The organism is Comamonas sp. MYb69, assembly GCF_037479315.1.
Classification (GTDB): Bacteria; Pseudomonadota; Gammaproteobacteria; order Burkholderiales; family Burkholderiaceae_C; genus Comamonas.
In genome coordinates, this window is the sequence record NZ_JBBGZG010000001.1 from 165,462 (window position 1) to 183,794 (window position 18,333).

Here is an 18,333-nt window from a genome sequence, read left to right on the forward strand (position 1 = left end):
AGCGTGGGCCTCCATATGCCGCAGGGCGGGCACGGCGGGCAAAAGGCATAGCCAAACCATGGCGGCGGTAGTTCTGGCAGGCACCGGGTTGGCAGGCGGTGCCGTCGCACTGGCGGCAGGCAATGCCAAGCTCAGCATTGCCGACGGTGTTGTCGTTAAATTTGGCGAGGGCGCTGGCATCAATGTGCGCGATCAGTTGCAGACTGGCTCCAACGTCCTATTCACCAGCCAGTTCGATGACAGCGCCATTGCGGCCACCAACCCAGAGCCTGGCACTGCACAAGCAGGTGATTGGCTGGGCGTGCTGGTCGAGGCAGGTGTGCCTGCGGCGGGCCTCCAACTCGATGGCTTGCAGATTCGGTATGCCGGTGGTACAGCGGGCTTGCCCAGTTATATGAATGGGGGCGCTGGTCTGGTCGTGCATGGCGGTGCCTATAGCTTTAACCGCTTGCAGCTCAGCCACAATGCCGTGGGTATTCGGGTGATCGGCAGCGGTAGTCCCAGCATCATTGCATCGCGCATCACCCATAACGAGGTGGGCCTGTTGGCTGAGCAAGGTGCAACGCCTGCCATCGCTGAATCCGATATTTCGGCCAATACCCAGTTTGGGGTGCGTAACACCCAGCCCGCTGCCGTGGTGCAAGCGCGCGGCAACTGGTGGGGGCATGCCAGCGGTCCCAAAGATGCGGTAGGTAATCCGGCAGGCCAGGGCAATGCCGTCAGCACCGGGGTGGACTATGGCAGTTACCTGGGTGCAGAGCCGGTGCTGAACTGCACGATCGCGCCCACCCAGGGCTATGTCACCCGGGTGCGCAATGTTGAGCTGGTCCTGGAATGCCCGCAGGCAGCGCAGTACCGCATCCAGGAATCGGACCAGTTTGGCGAGGCACTGACCTGGCAAAACATGGCCAGCCACCCTAATACAGTGACCTACACCTTGTCTAGCGGCGGTGGCGACAAGATGCTGTATGTGCAGTTCCGCACGGCGCAGAACAAGACCAACCAGTTCTCGCTCAGCCAGCCCATTGCCTATGCGCCTGAAGGGCCTGTGGTGCAATTCAGCCAACCTGCAGCAAACGCGGTGGTGGAGCAAGACACCACCATTGCGGTAACAGCCAGCGATGCTGAGGGCCTGCGGGATGTGGAGATCTTGGTGAACGACAAGCGCCTGGCGCTGCTGAGCGCGGCTCCGTACCAAGTGCAATGGTCCCTGGTGGGTGTGCCCAACGGCAATTACACCCTCAAAGCCAAGGCCACCAATACGGCGGGCTTGAGCAACACCGCCACCCGCACCGTACAAGTACAAAAGCAAGGCGGCAACGGCCCGGCCATCACCGCCAGCTTTGCCGGCCAAGCGCTGCAAGCCAATGCCACCATCACCCAGCCTGGCACGTTGGCGGTTACTGCAGAAAGTGCCGTGGGTGTCACCAGCCTTAAGGCTGCCGTCAACGGCATGCAGATTTTTGAGCGCAGCTATGGCCGGGCCAGCCCGGTCACCCACAGCCAGCTGGTGGACTTTGCCCAGTTGCCCAATGGCAACCACAGCTTCAGCATCACCGCGACCGATGCCGATGGCATTGCGGCAGTGCTGGATATTCCTTTCAGCCTCAATCTGAGTGCCCCTGCAGCACCAGTGATCACCCAACCAGCGGCAGGTACAACCGTGGCCGTTCCACAGCTGAATGTGGCGGGCACAGCAATGCCGGGCTCGCAGCTGCAGCTGTTTTTGAATGGCCAGGCATCGGGTTCTCCGGTGGCCGTGGGCGCCAATGGCAGCTTTGCGGCCAGCATCAGCTTATCCGCTGAAGGCGTGCACCAGATGGAGGCGACCGCCAGCAATGCGCGCGGCACCAGCCCCAAGAGCGCGGCGGTCACTGTCACCTATGCCAGCGCGCCACCCAGCATCAGCTTTGTGGCGCCTGCGCCCAATGCGGTGTTGTCCAGTGCAGCCACCATCACCGTGGTGGCATCTGCCCCGGCAGGCATTGCCAAGGTGGAACTCTACGCCAACGACGTCTTGCTGGCATCGCCCACCCAAGCGCCTTACAGCGCGCAATGGGCGGCTAACGCGGCAGCTGATGGCAGCTATACCTTGAAGGCCGTCGCCACCTCTGCAGCAGGCAAGACGGCGCAGGCCACCCGCGTAGTGACCGTGCAAAACGCCCCCATCGTGCCCGAGGTGCCCAAGACGCCTTACACCGGCACGGTGGCCAACATCAGCCCTGCACTGTCTTATGGGGCGCAAAGCATTGTTATCACCGGCGCTGCCGTCACCCGCGATACCGCGCAGGCGATCCCCAATGCTGCGCTGCGCATCGTGCTGGATATCGCAGGCTTCAAGCGCCGCATCAATATCGCAACCGATGCGAGCGGCAATTACCGCTATGAGTTTGTACCCGCTGCCAATGACAACGGCACCTATGTCGTCTCGGTGGTTCACCCCGATGAAACCGCAACCGCTGAGCAAGGGCGCTTCACGATCAACCGCCTGAGCTTCAACCTCTCCAGCTACAACCTGACAGCCGCGCGCGATTTTGCGAGCAACATCACCATCCAGGCGCGTGCCAGTGCCGGCACGGGCGTGGAGGGGGTGCGCTGGGCCGCTATGCCCGCCAACCAGCCCAGCGGCAGCCTGCCGCCAGGCATCAGCGTGGATGCAGGCCCGCCGGTCAATATTGCGGCTGGTGCTTCCGTGCCCATGGTTATCAAGTTCACCGGCAGCGCTACCGCAGGTGAGTCGGGCACGGTCGTCCTCACCGCCTTTGCAGCCGATTCAGGCGATACGCCGCGCGGCACATTCAGCATCAACTACAAGCTGGTGCAAGCCCGCCCCGATCTGTTTGCCAAGCCCACGTTTATTGAAACCGGGGTGCAACAAGAAAGCTCCGTCACCGAGAGCGTAGTCATCGGCAACCGCGGTTTGGTGGCTGCGCAGAATGTGCAGGTCAAGCTGGTAGACAACAGCGGCAACCCTCCGCCGGCTTGGGTGTTCCTGGCCAGCGGCAACCAGATCGGTGCCATCGATGTGGGCGGCGAAGTGCCCATCCAGGTAACGGCCAGCCCAGACAAGAGCGTGGCCGACGGCATCTACAACTACCGGCTGATCGTCACCGCAGGCAACAGCGGCGATGGCGTCATTCCGGTATCGGTGGCCGTGACCCAAAGCGGGCAGGGCGGCGTGAGCTTCCAGATCACCGATCTGTTTACCGGAACCCTGGGCGCGGACAACCAGCCGATCAAGGGTGTGGCCGGCGCACGCATCCGCCTGCAAAACGATGCCGTGCTCACCTATCTGCGCACGCTCACCACCGATGCGGAAGGTAAGGCTGTCGTGACGGACCTGCCACCAGGCACCTACACCTACCGTGCCAGCGGCCCGCGCCACTCTGACAAGACCGGCCGCATCTTTGTGCGCCCGGGCATTACCACCACAGAGCGGGTGCACCTGCAGTACCAAACCATCAGCATTGATTTCAGCGTCACGGAAACCACCATTCCCGATGTCTACGACATCACCCTGGAAGCGACTTTCCAGACCCAGGTGCCTGCACCCGTGGTGCTGCTGGAGCCGCTGTCCATCAACCTGCCCGAGCTGCAAATTGGCGAGGAGCACACCGGCGAGCTGACCTTGACCAACTACGGCCTGATCCAGGCAGAGGAGGTCGTCTTCAAACCGCCCCAGTCCGATGAGTACTACCGCTACGAGTTCTTGGCGGACATCCCCAAGGTGCTGGCAGCCAAGCAGCGTGTGGTCATCCCCTACCGGGTGACCGCCGTCAAGCTGCACCCCAAGGGCATTGGCTTTACCAATGCCAAGGCGGGCGACTTTACCGCTGTGCAACGCGCGTTGGCCAACACCTTCAGCAGCAAGGCATCGAGCTGCTCGTCATACAGCGTATGGGCCACGGCTGAGTGCTCGTTTGAATGCGTGAACGGCGAGCGAGAGAACCGGGTGGTGTTCTCCCAATACAGCCGCTTGGTCGGCACCGGTACATCTTGCACCGGCGGAGGTGGAGGTGGAGGTGGAGGTGGAGGTGGCGGAGGCTGGGGCGGCGGAGGTGGCGGCTGGGGCGGTGGTTCTGGTGGAGGAACCGGCACCCAACTGCCGCTGGCGCCACAGTGCACGCCCCATTGCCGGGGTGAGTGCTGCGCAGGTGCCGGTTCAGGCCCCGGCGGTGGTGGCGGGGGCGGAGGAGGCGGTGGTGGATCTGGCCCTGCTGGCCCTGGCAGTAGCTAAGCCTTCAGCCCCTGAACAACCCAATCAAAAAACACTGGCCATCAAGCCTTGCTGCCGCACAAAGCCGCAGCAAGGCCAGGCATCAGCCCATGCCAGGCCAAGCAATATGAGGGAACGAGATATGACAATGACAAAGAAAAACACAGCGGGATTAGCGACTGCTGCGGCAAAGCCTGCAGCACTCACCAATGCAAATGGGGGCGCCCCCGCAAAGCACATATTGCGCACCAGCCTGCTGGTGTCCGCTTTGGGGTTGGCCAGCCTCGCCTCCGCCCAAGGCATCTCAGGCATCGGCGCCTTCGTCCCCAACACCGAGTTGGGCTTCACCCCAGTCGCCAAAGCCGGCGAGCCACGCATCAACTGGATCAATGGCGAGTACCAAGAGAGCAACATCGACCTGAGCGTCAAAGTGCTGGGCGGCAGCTTGGACATTGCCCGCTCCTGGAGCCAGGGACGCTGGTGGCTCAACCCCGCCTGGGCGCCGCTCAGCTTTGAGCTCGATCCGCTGGGCAGCGATGCCAAGGTTATCGAGCGGGTAGGAGTGCTCTACGAGCGCAGCGGCCAAAGCGATCTGTACATGGCCAAGAGCAAAGGCAACGCCCCCGTTTACATCAAACGGCTCAAAGATGCTGCCGGCCAACACACCGGCTGGCAGTGGTACGACCGCTTTGGCAACACCATCAACTACAACGCAGACGGCATTATCCAAAGCTATGCCAACGCCAGCGGCGTCAAAGTCAGTTTCGTCTACGACAGCGCCACCAGCGCCCGCATCCTGGACCACGGGGGCAAAACCATCTACACCGTCACCATGGCAGGGGGCCTGATCACCAAGATAGAAGACCTGGCTGGGCGCAGCGTCAGCTACCAATGGACAGGCCAGCGCCTAACCCAGGTTACCGACGTCATGGGCCACGCTTGGAAGTACGAGTACGACGCCAACGGCCAAATCACCAGCCGCACCGACCCGCTGGGCCTCAAGATCAGCGCCCAGTACATCCAAAGCATCCCCGCACCCGAGCCCATGCTGAGCCTGGGCAAAAAGGGCGTCACCATCGACCCGACAGGCACCAGCGGCACCACGCAAAAGCTCGCCAACCTCTGGGGTGGCGGACGCGTAGGCCAATTTGACGGGCAAAGCGGCTGCGCATCAACGGGCGCCAACAACTACCTGCGCGAGCGCCGGGTGTTTGAAGTCACCTACACCGACTGCAGGGGCAACGTCACCGTCACCCAGTACGACCTGCAAGGCAATGAACTCAGTCGCAGCTTCAACGGTAAAAGGGCTGCAGCCAACCAATGGGATGGCTCTTACCACCAGAAGTACACCAATGCCCGGGGCTACAGCACCACCACGACCTACGACAGCAACTACCAACCGCTGCAAATCACCCACCCCGATGGCAGCGTGGAAAAGTACACCTATGAGCCTGTGTTTGGCAGGCAGAGCAGCTACACCAACCAGTTGGGGGTTGTAAGTACCTGGCGCTATGACAGCAAGGGCAATGTCATCGAATGGGTGGAGGCCAAAGGCTTGCCCGAGCAGCGCACCACCCTCTACACCTACGACCAACACAGCCAACTCACCAGCAGCACAAAGGGCGCGGGCGATGCGACCAAGGCGGATGCCATTACCCAGAGCTGGCAGTACGACAGTGCGGGCAATGTCACCGCCCAAACGGATGGGGAGGGTCATACCAAAACGAAGGTGTATGACTTACGGGGAGCCCCGACCAGCAGCACCGATGCATTGAGCCGCAAAACCAATTTGGAAGTTGATGCCGCAGGCAATGTGACCAAGGCCACCAATCCATTGGGCCACGCCACCCAAATTCGCTATGACGCGAGAGGCAGGCGCACGCGTGTCATCAGCCCCATGGGTAATACCCAAGTCACCCGCTACGACCAGCGGGGCCGGGTGATTGAAATCCTGGCGCCCGGTGAGACCGAAGGCGCGGGCCGCAGAACCGTCTATGACAGCAATGGCTGGCCGATTCAGTCGATCAGCCAAAGCGGTCTGGTCACGGAAACCACCTATGACGAGAGAGGCCGCATCCAAGCCACCAAGGATCCTGCAGGCAACACCACCCGCTACGAATACGGGGCAGATGACACCGAGCAGGCAGGGCTGCTGATAGCGACCCAGTTCCCCACGTACAAAGAGACCTACCGGTACGACCAGCAAGGCAGGCAAACGGCGACCACCCAGCACCTGGGTGGCGGGGAGAGCCGTACACAAAGCCAAACCTACGATGTGCTGAGCCAGCGTGTGGCGAGCACCGATCCTGCAGGCAAGACCACGCTGGTTGAGTACGATGCACTGGGCAGAAAGATCAAGGGCACGGACCCCGCAGGGCAATCCACCCAACAAAGCTGGAATGCCTTTGACCAGCTTGTCAGCTTGAGTGATGCCAAGAGCAACACCCACAGATTTGAATATGACAAGTCAGGGCAGCAAATCAAGGAAACCCGCCCCATGGGTGGAGCCATTGCCTACCGCTACGACGCTGCCCACCAACTGGTCTTGCGCACTGATGCCGGTGGCAATACTCGCAGCTACCGCTACGATGCGGCTGGCCGCATGACGCAAGCGCAACACCAGCTTGGCGGCACCACGCTCGATGAAAAAACCAGCTACCAGTACGACAACGATGGGCGCCTTGCTGCCTACGAACAGCAAGATGGCAACGGCCAACTTATCAGCAGCGCCAGTTACAGCCACGATGCCCAAGGACGCACGGCACAAAGCCAAACTACGTATGGAAAAGTAGATGAATCTGGAAACTTCAGCTTCACCACAGGCCAAAGCTTTAACAGCGACGGCCAACTGGCAAGCCACACCTATCCGGACGGCAGCACCCAAACCTATAGCTACACCCAGGGGCAACTCGCCCACATCACGCTACCCAACAGCAGCGAGATCCGCTACCAAAACTACCAGTGGAATATGCCCACGGTCATTCAAACCCCAGGAGCAACCAAATCCTCGGTACTGGATGCCCTGCAACGTCCCACCAGCATCCAAGTCAAGAACGGCAGCAACCAGGTTCTCGCCAGCAAGGCCTACCAATACGACAAGGCTGGCAATATCACCCAGATCGACAGCGACCTGGGCACCACCCAATACGGCTATGACAACCTGGACCGCCTCACCCAGGCAATCCCCGACCAAAGCCTGCAGGGCCTGGGCCTGCCCAGCGAACACTATGGCTATGACGCCGTAGGCAATCGCACCAGTAGCGCGCACCAGCCGGGAGCCTGGGGCTACAACGCCGACAACCAAATGGTCCGCTATCCCCAAAAAGAGCCGTTTAGCCAAAAGCCAGCAGTAGACACCCAGGTGAGCTACACCCCGCAGGGCCATACCCAACAGGAAACGAGTGGGCAGGACAACAAGACCTACCGCTACAACGCCGCCGAGCGACCGATCACTTACGAGAGCAGTGACGGCACGCAAGCGCAGTACCGCTATGACCCGTTCGGCCGCAGAATCAGCAAGAGCGTGACCAAAGACGCGGCCACGCAGGTGACCTACTTTGTCTACAGCGAGCAGGCGCTCATGGGGGAGTTAGATAAGGATGGCAAGTTGCAACGGGCTTATGGGTTCAATCCGGTTGCGGGGCAGCAGGGGCTGTGGAGTACGGATCCGGTTTGGCAGGCAGAGGCCGTAAATAGCGGGCTAGCGACTTCTCAAACGGGCTATCACTATCTGCATACGGATCATCTGGGGACGCCTCATATGGCGACGGATAAGGCTGGAGTGATCACATGGAAAGCTATTGCTGAATCGTTTGGTGCGACAGCAATTATTGAAAATTCAGTTTTGGTGAATTTGAGATTTCCGGGGCAGTACCGTGATGTAGAAAAGGGTTCTAATTATAATCTTTTTAGAAATTACAAATTCGGTGCTGGAAAATATTTTGAAGCAGACCCTATTGGATTATATGGCGGTGTGAATATTTATTCCTATGTCAATTCAAATCCAATCAGCGAAATTGATCCTTGGGGGTTGGTTAAGTGGAAAGGATCATTTTACGTTCTGAAGGCTGGAGTCAGCAGGAAAGTCACACGTGTTCCGCTTGAAATAGGACGTACGGAGATAAACTTTAGTCTGGAATCAGAGTGTATCAATGGAGAAAAGGTCTTGGTGAAATTAAGAGCTGTCAATCCTGAGGATTCGCGAATGGATGCATTTCTTCCCTATGAAGCATACCGTGGAGGATCTGTAGAGGTTGAAGATTCCAATTCAGTTCCGGATGGTAATGCTCTTCAGGGTAATTTTTCCATGAAGGTTAACGCAGCATTTTTAGGTATTGGAGGTGGACAATTGGTGCTGGGTTCGGCCAGTGGAAGGCTTGGCAAGCGGTATGGAGCAGTTCTTGGCGCCCATAATTACACTGGGGAAATGAAATTGCTTTTTCCTCCGGAAAAAATAAAATGTGATTGCTAATTAGCCATGAAAATAATATTTTTTCTAAAAATACCTCTGATATTGTCATTGATTAATTTGGTTTTATTTATTTTTGCGTCTTTCGATGGTTTTTCTTTAGTGACCGAGGTTCTTGCTTATTTAATATTTTCCAGTTACGCTATTGCCATTCTTAATGGTTGCCTTGCTTTTTCATTGAAGCTTAGATTTAAATGGTTTTGGGTTGTTTTTATTATTATTGGAATGCCCGTAGCTAACGTTTTTTTTGGATTTTTTATCTGGTTTAAAAAACTTGATATTTAAATATAAGAGGATTTTATAATTTTTCTAAGATTTTATGCGGCTGGATGCATAGGCTAACCGAATGATATGTTTGACTTGCATCCATCGCAAAGAATAAGACCGGTGACAGCCATTGCATTGCGTGAGCGTCGCTATGGAGCCGCCTACTCAGTGAGGGTCGAAATCCACTAGAGAAAGCGCATTGCAGACTTTCATCTTCGCCAGCGTTGATGGGATCGACCAAGATATCAGTACTGAGGAACATATTGAGCAATATCAATCCAAGCTAAAGCCTCTACTATCCGAGGCGCAGTCCGACAGCAACTAGCTAGTGTGCGGGAGGTCGAGGGGGATGGTTGGGCCAGATGAAGTTTGACACCAAAATGCCGCGCTCAGCCAGCGACCTCTCAAGCGCGCTGGCGAATTCCTTCTTGCCCAGGCGCCTGAAGCACTGTCTACCAGCCTCCAGTCGAAGCCGCAGCAGAGACAACTGCTACGGAGAGCGAGACTGCATTCAATTCACCGTAAGGCAGTCCACAGAGCACCACCAGAACAAAAAGCTGCTCAACTTAATAGGCTCCTACCATTTCTTAGGTGCGAGATTTTTTAAGACTGAGCAACTGACAACCCCCCGCACAGACTTCTCATATCCATATTTGAAATTCTTCGTGGTGCAAAGCCAGCCCGAAAGCTCCAATGGAGGCTTCGTTGCTGCTGCCACCATGTGATGGCGCAGTCTTTACCTCCAGAAAGACGTCCCATGTTTCAGAGTTTCAAGCGTGTGCTGATCTCCGCTGCCATTGCTGTGGCGGTGCTGCCAGCTGTGGCGGCAGACAAGCTCAAGATTGCTGTTGTGCCCGGTGCCTATGCCGATTCCATCAATGCGGCGGCCAAGGATGCGAAGGCCCAGGGCATTGACGTGGAGGTGATCGAGTTCACCGACTGGACCACGCCGAATGTCGCGGTCAACAACGGCGATATCGATATCAACTACTTCCAGCACCAGCCGTTTCTGGATAACGCGGTGAAGAAGAATGGCTATGCGCTGGCCAGCGCCGGCACCGGCATTCTGGCCAATGTGGGCCTGTATTCGCTCAAGCACAAGAACGTGGCCGATGTGCCCAACAACGGCAAGGTGGGCATTGCCAGCGACCCGGTCAACCAGGGCCGGGGCCTGTTGCTGCTGCAAAAGGTGGGGCTGATCACGCTCAAGCCGGGCGTGGGCTACCTGGGCTCCATCAATGACATTGCGAGCAACCCCAAGTCGCTGCGCTTTGTCGAGGTCGAAGGGCCGCAGCTGGTGCGCATCACCGGCGATGTGGATATTGCCCAGGGCTACCCGCACTTCATCGTTGCGGCCAAGGCCTTTGATCCATCGAGCGGCCTGGCGTACTCGGGCATTGAGGACCAGCAGTTCGCCATTCAGTTCGTGGTCAAGAAGGACCGGGTCAACGACCCGGTGGTGCAGAAGTTCATCCGCATCTACCAGAACTCCGAGACTGTGCGCACGGTCAGCAAAAAGTCTTTCAGCAATGACGACCGGCTCTACACGCTGGCCTGGCTGAAGAAGTAAGCGCGGCGGGCGACCGACCCCTTATCCAACTACAAAAGCAAGCGAGAAGAACATGACGAACAAGATCAACAGACGCGTGGTGGCGGCCATTGCTGCGGCGGCCATGCTGGGAGGGTGGCAACTGGCGCAGGCAGCGGACAAGATCCGCATCGCCTCCACGCCAGGGGCCACGGCCGATGCCATCAAGGCGGTGGTGGCCGATGCCAAGAGCCAGGGGCTGGATGTGGAGCTGGTCGAGTTCACCGACTGGACGGTGCCCAACGAGGCCGTCAACAACGGCGATGTGGACCTGAACTTCTTCCAGCACCAGGCCTTTTTGAACAATGTCATCAAGGAGCGTGGCTACCAGCTCAAGTTTGTGGGCCTAGGCCTGTTGCAGAACATTGGCATCTACTCCGAGCGCTACCAGGCGCTGGCCGATGTGCCGGCCAAGGCCAAGGTGGCGATTGCCAATGACCCGGTCAACCAGGGCCGGGGCCTGGCACTGCTGCAAAAGGCCGGGCTGATCCGCCTGCGCACCGGTGATGCACCCGGCGCCACGGTGGCCGATATCACCGACAACCCCAAACAGCTGCGCTTTTATGAAGTCGAAGGCCCGCAGCTGATCCGCTCGCTGCCCGATGTGGACCTGGCCGTGCTCTGGCCGAGCTACTTTGTCAGCGCCGGCAAGAAGGAGCAAGCCAGCAAGGCCCTGGCCTATTCGGGCATTGCCGACCGCTTCTATGCGATGGGCTTTGTTTCGCAAGCCAGCCGTGCCGATGACCCCAAGCTGCGCAAATTTGTCCAGGTGTTCCAGAACTCTGCGGCAGTCAAGCAGGCGATCAGCCAGCAGTTCAACAACGACCCCAAGCTCTACACCTTGCCCTGGTAAGGGCAGGACACCAGGAGAAGCACATGGCCCTTTCCGCCGTATCGAACGTATTGCGCAGGCAGTTCCGCGCCGAGGCCGAGCCGGCCGCAGAGGGCCGTGCTGCGCGCGCCAGCGCAGCGGTACCAACCGCCGCAAGCGGCCAGGCGCCGGTAGCCGCCGCCCCCTTAGGCACCGTAGTATTCCGCGATCTGGGCAAGGTCTACCGATCATCGGCGGGTGAGGTGCCTGCGCTGCAGAATATTACGCTGGACATAGCTGCTGGCAGCATCTTCGGCATCATCGGGCGCAGCGGCGCGGGCAAGTCCAGCCTGCTGCGCACCATCAACCGGCTGGAAGCGCCCAGCAGCGGCCAGGTGCTGGTCGACGGTGTCGATATTGGCACCTTGGATGAAGCGGGCCTCGTGCAACTGCGCCGCCGCGTCGGCATGATTTTTCAGCACTTCAACCTGCTGTCGGCCAAGACGGTGTTCGAGAACGTGGCGCTGCCGCTCAAGGTCGCCGGTGTGCCGGCGGCGCAGATCCAGCAGCGCGTGACCGAACTGCTTGACCTGGTCGGCCTGCAGGACAAGCACAAGACCTACCCCAGCCGCCTCTCCGGCGGGCAAAAGCAGCGCGTGGGCATTGCCCGTGCGCTGGCCACCCGGCCCGAGATTCTGCTCTGTGACGAGGCCACCTCGGCGCTGGACCCGGAGACCACGCAGGCCATCCTGGCGCTGCTGCGCGACATCAATCGCCGCCTGGGCATCACGGTGATCCTGATCACCCATGAGATGAGCGTGATCCGCGAGATTGCCGACCAGGTGCTGGTGCTGGAGAAGGGCGAGATTGCCGAGCTGGGCGACGTCTGGCAGGTGTTTGGCAACCCGCGCCATGCCGCTACCCAGGCCTTGCTGGCACCGCTGCGCCATGGCGTGCCCGATGACCTGCAGCAGCGCCTGCAACCACAAGCGCCCGGCACCGGCCGCTTTGAGCAAGTACTGCAGCTGGGCTACAGCGGCCATGACGGGCTGGAGCCGGACTTTCCCCGCATTGCCGAGGCACTGGGCGCCAAGGTGCGCCTGCTGCACGGCGGTGTGGACCGCATCCAGGGCCATGCCCAGGGCCAGCTCATCATCGCCATCGATGGTGCCGCCGCCCGCAACGACTGGGCTGCGCTGACGCAAGGCCCCGCCACCATCGCACATGAAATCAGGGTACTGGGCTATGTTGTTTGAACTGAGTATTTCCATCGACCGTTACTGGAAGGCGCTGGCCGACACCTTCATCATGGTGTCCACCTCGGCCGGTATCGCGCTGCTGGCGGGCATTCCGCTGGCCATCTTGTTGATCGTGACGGCGCCTGGTGGCTTTCTCGAATCTCCCCGCACCAACCGCGCCGTCGGCAGCGTCGTCAACGGATTCCGGGCCACGCCCTTTATCGTGCTGCTGGTGGCCTTGATCCCGTTCACGCGGCTGGTCACCGGCACGACGATTGGCGTCTGGGCGGCGATTGTGCCGCTGGCCATCAGTGCCACGCCGTTCTTTGCCCGCATTGCCGAGGTCAGCCTGCGTGAGGTCGATCCCGGCCTCATTGAGGCAGCGCAGGCGATTGGCTGCAAGAAGTGGGACATCGTGCGCCATGTCTACCTGCCAGAAGCCTTGCCCGGCATCATCGGCGGCTTCACCATCACCTTGGTGGCGCTGATCAGCTCGTCGGCCATGGCCGGCGCGGTGGGGGCCGGTGGCCTGGGCGACCTGGCGATCCGCTACGGCTACCAGCGTTTTGATACGCAGGTGATGCTGATTGTGATCGCGGTGCTGATTGCGCTGGTCACCATTGTGCAGACCGCCGGCGACCGCGTGGCGCACTGGCTGCGCAGCCGCTGACCGTCCGCGTTATCGCGGCCCACCACGCAGAGCCGTGGTCTGCAGGCCAGGGCGCGTCTCTGGCCTTTCTCTCTCCGAACCCCTTCAGAAAGCACCGAATGACTTCAGCGGTTGCCCAGGGCGCAGCGTTGCCCGCCGATTCCCCACCTCGTCTGCCTTTGCCGCCCAGCCAGCCCGCGCAGATCCGCAGTGAGGCCGAGGCCTTGCAAGTGGCCGCTGCGCTGGCCGAGAGCTTTCGCGGTGGCGCAGCCCGGCGCGACAGCGAACGCCTGTTGCCCTGGGACGAGATCGAGCGCTATACCGCCAGCGGCCTGGGCGGCATCACCGTGCCGCGCAGCCATGGCGGCCTGCAGGCCAGCTGGCACACCGTGGTGCAGGTGTTTGCGACCATCAGCGCGGCCGATGCATCGCTGGGCCAGATTCCGCAGAACCACTTTGCGCTGGTGCAGAACCTGCGCGATACCGCGAGCCCCGAGCAGCAAAGCCGCTGGTTTGCCGATGTGCTGAGCGGCCACCGGCTGGGCAATGCCGGGCCTGAGCGCAAGGGCCGCGCCGCCCAGCTCAGCGATGCCACCGCCAGCCTGCGCCGGGCGGCCGATGGCCGGCTGCTGGTCAACGGCACGCGCTACTACTCCACCGGATCGCTGTTTGCCCACTGGGTGCCTTTCCGCGCCGAGGACGAGGCGCAGCGCCCTGTGCAGGTCTGGGTGCGGCGCACGGCGCCGGGTCTGCAGATCATCGACAACTGGAACGCCTTTGGCCAGAAGACCACTGCCAGCGGTGGTGTGGTGCTGACCGATGTCGAGGTCGAGCCGCGTGATGTGATTGCGCTGCATGCGCTCAAGGACCGGCCGACCCTGTCCGGCCCGGTGTCGCAGATTCTGCAAGCCGCCATCGACATGGGCATTGCCCAGGGCGCGTTTGACGAGGCACGCCAGTTTGTGCGCGACAAGACACGCGCCTGGGTGCATTCGGGCGTCGAGCATGCCTGGCAGGACCCCTACATCATCCAGGAGTTTGGCCAGCTGCAGGTGGAGCTGGATGCCGCACGCGAGGTGCTGCTCGATGCCGCGCAGCAGCTCGATGCATTGGCTGCGCAACCCGTCACTGACGAGAGCAGCGCGCAGGCATCCGTTGCCGTGGCGCGCGCCAAGATCCTGACCACCGAGGCGGCGCTCAACGCCAGCGAGCGCCTGCTGGAGCTGGGCGGTACCTCATCGGCCCGCGCCGGCTACAACCTGGACCGCTTTTGGCGCAATGCCCGTGTGCACACCTTGCACGACCCGGTGCGCTGGAAATACCACCTGCTGGGCAACTACCTGCTCAATGGCCGCGCCCCGCGCCGCCACCAGTGGAACTGAGCCGCAGCACCGCCTAACGATTTTGAAGGGCCGGGCCAGCGCCATGCTGCTGCCAAGCCCATGAGCCACCACCATGACTACCTCTCCCCCTGTGATCGCCGCTGCCAACCCGGTGGCACCCGCCCCCGCACCGCGCCAGCGCCCGCCCGTGTTTGCCAGCGAGCAGGCTGCCCTGCAACAGGCCCAGCAGCTGGCCGATACCTGGGCCGGCGATGCGGTGCTGCGCGACCGCGAGCGCCGCCTGCCCTGGGCTGAAATCGAGGCCTACAGCGACAGCGGCCTCTGGGCTATTACCGTGCCGCGCGCCTATGGCGGCCTGCAGGCCAGCGCCTGGACGGTGGCGCAGCTGATCGCGACCGTGGCGGCGGCCGATGGCTCGCTGGGCCATATTCCGCAGAACCATTTCTATGCGCTGGAGGTGCTGCGCGTGGGCGGCAGCGCGGCACAGCAGCGCTTTTTCTACGAACGGGTGCAGGCGGGTGAGCGCTTTGGCAATGCACTGTCCGAGATCGGCCACCGCGACTACCGCCGCCGCTCGCGGCTGGAGCGGGGCGGGTTGGGCTGGGTGCTCAATGGCCGCAAGTTCTACTGCACCGGCGCCATCTTTGCGCACTGGATTCCGGTGCAGACCATGCAGGTGATCGACGAAGCCCAGGACCCCGTCAGCGTGATGGTGTTTGTGCCGCGCACGGCCCCGGGCGTGACGGTGATCGACGACTGGGATGGCATGGGCCAGCGGGTCACCGGCAGCGGCTCGGTGCTGCTGGAGAACGTCGCCATCGACGAGGCCTGGATTGTGCCGTTCCAATCGAGCTTTGACAGCCCCAGCACCATCGGCCCGTTTGCGCAGATCATCCATGCCGCCATCGACCTGGGCATTGGCGAGGGCGCGCTGCGCGCCACCTTGCCCTTTGTGCGCAGCCAATCGCGTGCCTGGGTGGATGCCGGTGTAGCACAGGCCAGCGACGACCCCTTGACCTTGCAGGCGCTGGGCAATGTGGAGCTGCGCCTGCACGCGGCGCGTGCGCTGCTGCGGCGCGCGGGCAGCCTGGTGGATGCTGCGCAGCTGGAGCCCACGGCGCATACGGTGGCTGCCGCCTCGGTAGCCGTGGCGCAGGCGCGTGCGCTGGCGCATACGGCCGGCCTGCTGGCGGCCAACAAGCTGCTGGAGCTGGGCGGTACCTCAGCCACCTTTGCCGAGCATGGCTTTGACAGCTACTGGCGCAATGTGCGCACCCATACCCTGCATGACCCGGTGCGCTGGAAATACCATGCCATCGGCAACTATGCGCTGAGCGGCGTGCTGCCCCCGCGCCACGGAGCACTGTGATGGCCAGCACCGCCGCCAGCGCGCGGGCACCCCTCATCCTCAATGCCTTCAACATGGCCAGCGTGGGCCATATCAACCATGGGCTGTGGACGCATCCGCGCGACCAGTCGAGCCACTACCACCGCCTGGACTACTGGACCGGCCTGGCCAAGGAACTGGAGCGCGGCCTGTTCGATGGCCTCTTTATCGCCGACATCATCGGCGCCTACGACACCTACCAGCAGTCGGTCGATGTGACCCTGCGCGAGTCTGTGCAGCTGCCGATCAATGACCCCACCTTGGTGGTGCCAGCGATGGCGGCGGTGACCGAGCACCTGGGCTTTGGTGTGACGGTCAACCTCAGCTATGAGCAGCCCTATCTGCTGGCGCGGCGCTTTTCTACCTTGGACCACCTGACCCAGGGACGCATTGGCTGGAACATCGTCACCGGCTACCTCGACTCAGCCGCGCGCGCCATGGGCCAGCACCAGCAGCTAGCGCACGATGCGCGCTATGACCGGGCCGATGAGTTCATGGACGTGCTCTACCAGCTGTGGGAAGGCAGCTGGAGCGACAGCGCCGTGCGGCGCGACCGCGCAGGCCGCGTCTATGCCGATCCGCAGCTGGTGCGCCGCGTGCAGCACAGCGGCGCGCATTTCCAGGTCGATGGCTACCACCTGAGCGAGCCATCGCCGCAGCGTACCCCTGTGCTGCTGCAGGCGGGCAGCTCCGGCCGGGGCCTGCAGTTTGCCGCGCGCCATGCCGAATGCGTGTTCATGGCCATCCAGGACAAGGCCGCCACCGCCGCGCTGGTGCTCCAGTTGCGAGCCGAGGCCGTGCGTGCCGGCCGCCAGCCGGGCGACATCAAGGTGCTGGTGGGCATGACCCCGGTGGTGGGTGCCACCACGCGCCAGGCCCAGGAAAAGTACCAGGAGTACTGCCGCTATGCCAGCCCCGAGGCCGCGCTGGCGCATTTGTCGGCCACGGCCGGCATTGATTTCTCCACCTACCAGCGCGACACGCCGCTGCTGCAGCAGCACCGCAGCAATGGCATCGAGAACTCGATCAAGCGCCTGGCCAATGGCCGCGAGGACTACCGCCTGGGCGATCTGATCGATGAGCTGGCCTTGGGCGGGCGATATGCCACCGTGGTGGGCGATGCCCAGCAGATTGCTGACGAGATGCAGTCCTGGGTCGAGGAGGCCGGCGTCGATGGCTTCAACCTCGCCCGCACCGTCGTGCCCGAATGCTTTGGCGACTTTATCGATCTGGTCGTCCCCGAGCTGCAGTCGCGGGGCCTACACAAGAGCGCCTATGCGCCCGGCAGCATGCGCCACAAGCTGTTTGGCCAGGGTGACCGCCTGCCGGCCCACCACCATGCGCAGCAGTTTCGCCAGCAGCCCTCCGGCGGTGGCGCCAGCGTTGCTGCTTCTCCATCCCTCTCCACGCCCCGCGCCCAGGCCTTGGCCTGATCGCCATCCAGGAACCCCCATGTCCCAGAACCCCTCTTCTCCGCTGCCAGGCCAACGCCGGCGTTTTCTGTCTACCTCGCTGGCGGCTGGTGCCGCGCTGGCCACCGGGGCCTGGCGCAGCCCAGCCCGGGCAGCGGTACCGGTGACGACCAAGGTGCTGAAAGTGGGGGTCACCTCGGGCCCGCATGAGCAGGTGTTCGAGGCCGTCAAGAAGGTGGCCGAGCGCGACTACGGCCTCAAGATCGAGATCGTGTCCTTCAGCGACTATGTGATGCCCAATGCCGCACTGGATGCAGGTGACCTGGATGCCAACAGCTTCCAGCATGGCCCGTTCCTGCAGGCGGCGATCCGTGCACGCGGCTACAAGCTGGTGGGCTTTGGCCGCACCTGGGTGGGCCCGATTGCGCTGTTCTCCAAGCGCTACAAGCGGCTCGAAGATGTGCCGGTGGGCGCGCAGATTGCGCTGCCCAATGACCCGGCCAATGGCGGGCGCGTGCTGCTGCTGTTGGAGAAGGGCGGTCTCATCAAGCTCAAGCCCGGCATTGACCCGATCAAGGGTGTGTTTGCCTCGACCCAGGACATCACCGACAACCCGCGCAAGCTGCGCTTTGTCGAGCTGGAGTCGCCGATGCTGGTGCGCGCGATGGACGATGTGGAGCTGGCCGCGATCAATGCCGACTATGCCTACAAGGCGGGGCTCAACCCCACGAAGGATTCGCTGCTGGTCGAGGGCGGCGACAGCCCCTATGTCTGCCTGATTGCGGTGCAGGAGAAAAACCGCAATGCACCCTGGGTGCCGCAGCTGGTCGCTGCCTACCGCACCGACGAAGTGCGCAGCTATATCCAGCAGGCCTTCAATGGCGTGGTCATCCCTTCGTGGTGATCGGCGGCGCTACCCCCTGGCATTCACTGATTGCGCTCACCCGCACTGGT

The 18,333-nt window shown here is 61.7% G+C and carries 10 protein-coding genes; all 10 read left to right on the top strand.

Annotated features, from left to right (window positions below):
- Positions 1–58 precede the first annotated feature (58 nt).
- Positions 59–4,237: an Ig-like domain-containing protein gene (locus WH303_RS00705; protein ID WP_339516123.1), complete on the top strand. Its 4,179-nt coding sequence runs from the start codon at positions 59–61 to the stop codon at positions 4,235–4,237.
- Positions 4,238–7,796: 3,559 nt separating this feature from the next.
- A complete protein-coding gene (locus WH303_RS23735; protein ID WP_445228248.1) occupies positions 7,797–8,687 on the top strand; it encodes an RHS repeat domain-containing protein in 891 nt (296 codons plus the stop codon).
- A 1,021-nt stretch (positions 8,688–9,708) separates the two neighbouring features.
- Positions 9,709–10,521 carry a MetQ/NlpA family ABC transporter substrate-binding protein gene (locus WH303_RS00715; RefSeq protein WP_021026289.1) on the top strand — a complete coding sequence of 271 codons (813 nt, stop codon included), beginning with the start codon at positions 9,709–9,711 and terminating at the stop codon, positions 10,519–10,521.
- Positions 10,522–10,573: 52 nt separating this feature from the next.
- The gene (locus WH303_RS00720) at positions 10,574–11,392 is read left to right on the top strand and encodes a MetQ/NlpA family ABC transporter substrate-binding protein (protein ID WP_021026290.1); all 819 of its coding nucleotides are present in this window, start codon (positions 10,574–10,576) and stop codon (positions 11,390–11,392) included.
- Between the two features lie 23 nt (positions 11,393–11,415).
- Positions 11,416–12,606, top strand: a complete 1,191-nt coding sequence (locus tag WH303_RS00725) for a methionine ABC transporter ATP-binding protein (RefSeq protein WP_116926131.1) — start codon at positions 11,416–11,418, stop codon at positions 12,604–12,606.
- Complete coding sequence (locus tag WH303_RS00730) at positions 12,596–13,258, top strand: methionine ABC transporter permease (protein ID WP_021026291.1); 663 nt, start codon at positions 12,596–12,598, stop codon at positions 13,256–13,258. Before WH303_RS00725 ends, WH303_RS00730 begins: the two co-directional genes overlap by 11 nt.
- A 98-nt stretch (positions 13,259–13,356) precedes the next feature.
- Positions 13,357–14,619: an SfnB family sulfur acquisition oxidoreductase gene (locus tag WH303_RS00735; protein ID WP_339516129.1), complete on the top strand. Its 1,263-nt coding sequence runs from the start codon at positions 13,357–13,359 to the stop codon at positions 14,617–14,619.
- Between the two features lie 73 nt (positions 14,620–14,692).
- Positions 14,693–15,949, top strand: a complete 1,257-nt coding sequence (locus tag WH303_RS00740; RefSeq protein ID WP_339516131.1) for an SfnB family sulfur acquisition oxidoreductase — start codon at positions 14,693–14,695, stop codon at positions 15,947–15,949.
- Positions 15,949–17,400, top strand: coding sequence for an LLM class flavin-dependent oxidoreductase (locus WH303_RS00745; RefSeq protein WP_339516133.1), 1,452 nt, complete (start codon positions 15,949–15,951; stop codon positions 17,398–17,400). The genes WH303_RS00740 and WH303_RS00745 overlap by 1 nt, the downstream gene beginning before the upstream one ends.
- A 19-nt stretch (positions 17,401–17,419) precedes the next feature.
- Positions 17,420–18,283 carry a MetQ/NlpA family ABC transporter substrate-binding protein gene (locus WH303_RS00750; protein ID WP_339516135.1) on the top strand — a complete coding sequence of 288 codons (864 nt, stop codon included), beginning with the start codon at positions 17,420–17,422 and terminating at the stop codon, positions 18,281–18,283.
- Positions 18,284–18,333: the final 50 nt, after the last annotated feature.

What these genes read in the sequence shown, in the direction of transcription:
- WH303_RS00750 (WP_339516135.1), top strand. Translation starts at nt 17,420, where the DNA reads ATGTCCCAGAACCCCTCTTCTCCGCTGCCAGGCCAACGCCGGCGTTTT.
- WH303_RS00740 (WP_339516131.1), top strand. Translation starts at nt 14,693, where the DNA reads ATGACTACCTCTCCCCCTGTGATCGCCGCTGCCAACCCGGTGGCACCC.
- WH303_RS00725 (WP_116926131.1), top strand. Translation starts at nt 11,416, where the DNA reads ATGGCCCTTTCCGCCGTATCGAACGTATTGCGCAGGCAGTTCCGCGCC.
- WH303_RS23735 (WP_445228248.1), top strand. Translation starts at nt 7,797, where the DNA reads ATGGGGGAGTTAGATAAGGATGGCAAGTTGCAACGGGCTTATGGGTTC.
- WH303_RS00735 (WP_339516129.1), top strand. Translation starts at nt 13,357, where the DNA reads ATGACTTCAGCGGTTGCCCAGGGCGCAGCGTTGCCCGCCGATTCCCCA.
- WH303_RS00720 (WP_021026290.1), top strand. Translation starts at nt 10,574, where the DNA reads ATGACGAACAAGATCAACAGACGCGTGGTGGCGGCCATTGCTGCGGCG.
- WH303_RS00730 (WP_021026291.1), top strand. Translation starts at nt 12,596, where the DNA reads ATGTTGTTTGAACTGAGTATTTCCATCGACCGTTACTGGAAGGCGCTG.
- WH303_RS00745 (WP_339516133.1), top strand. Translation starts at nt 15,949, where the DNA reads ATGGCCAGCACCGCCGCCAGCGCGCGGGCACCCCTCATCCTCAATGCC.
- WH303_RS00705 (WP_339516123.1), top strand. Translation starts at nt 59, where the DNA reads ATGGCGGCGGTAGTTCTGGCAGGCACCGGGTTGGCAGGCGGTGCCGTC.
- WH303_RS00715 (WP_021026289.1), top strand. Translation starts at nt 9,709, where the DNA reads ATGTTTCAGAGTTTCAAGCGTGTGCTGATCTCCGCTGCCATTGCTGTG.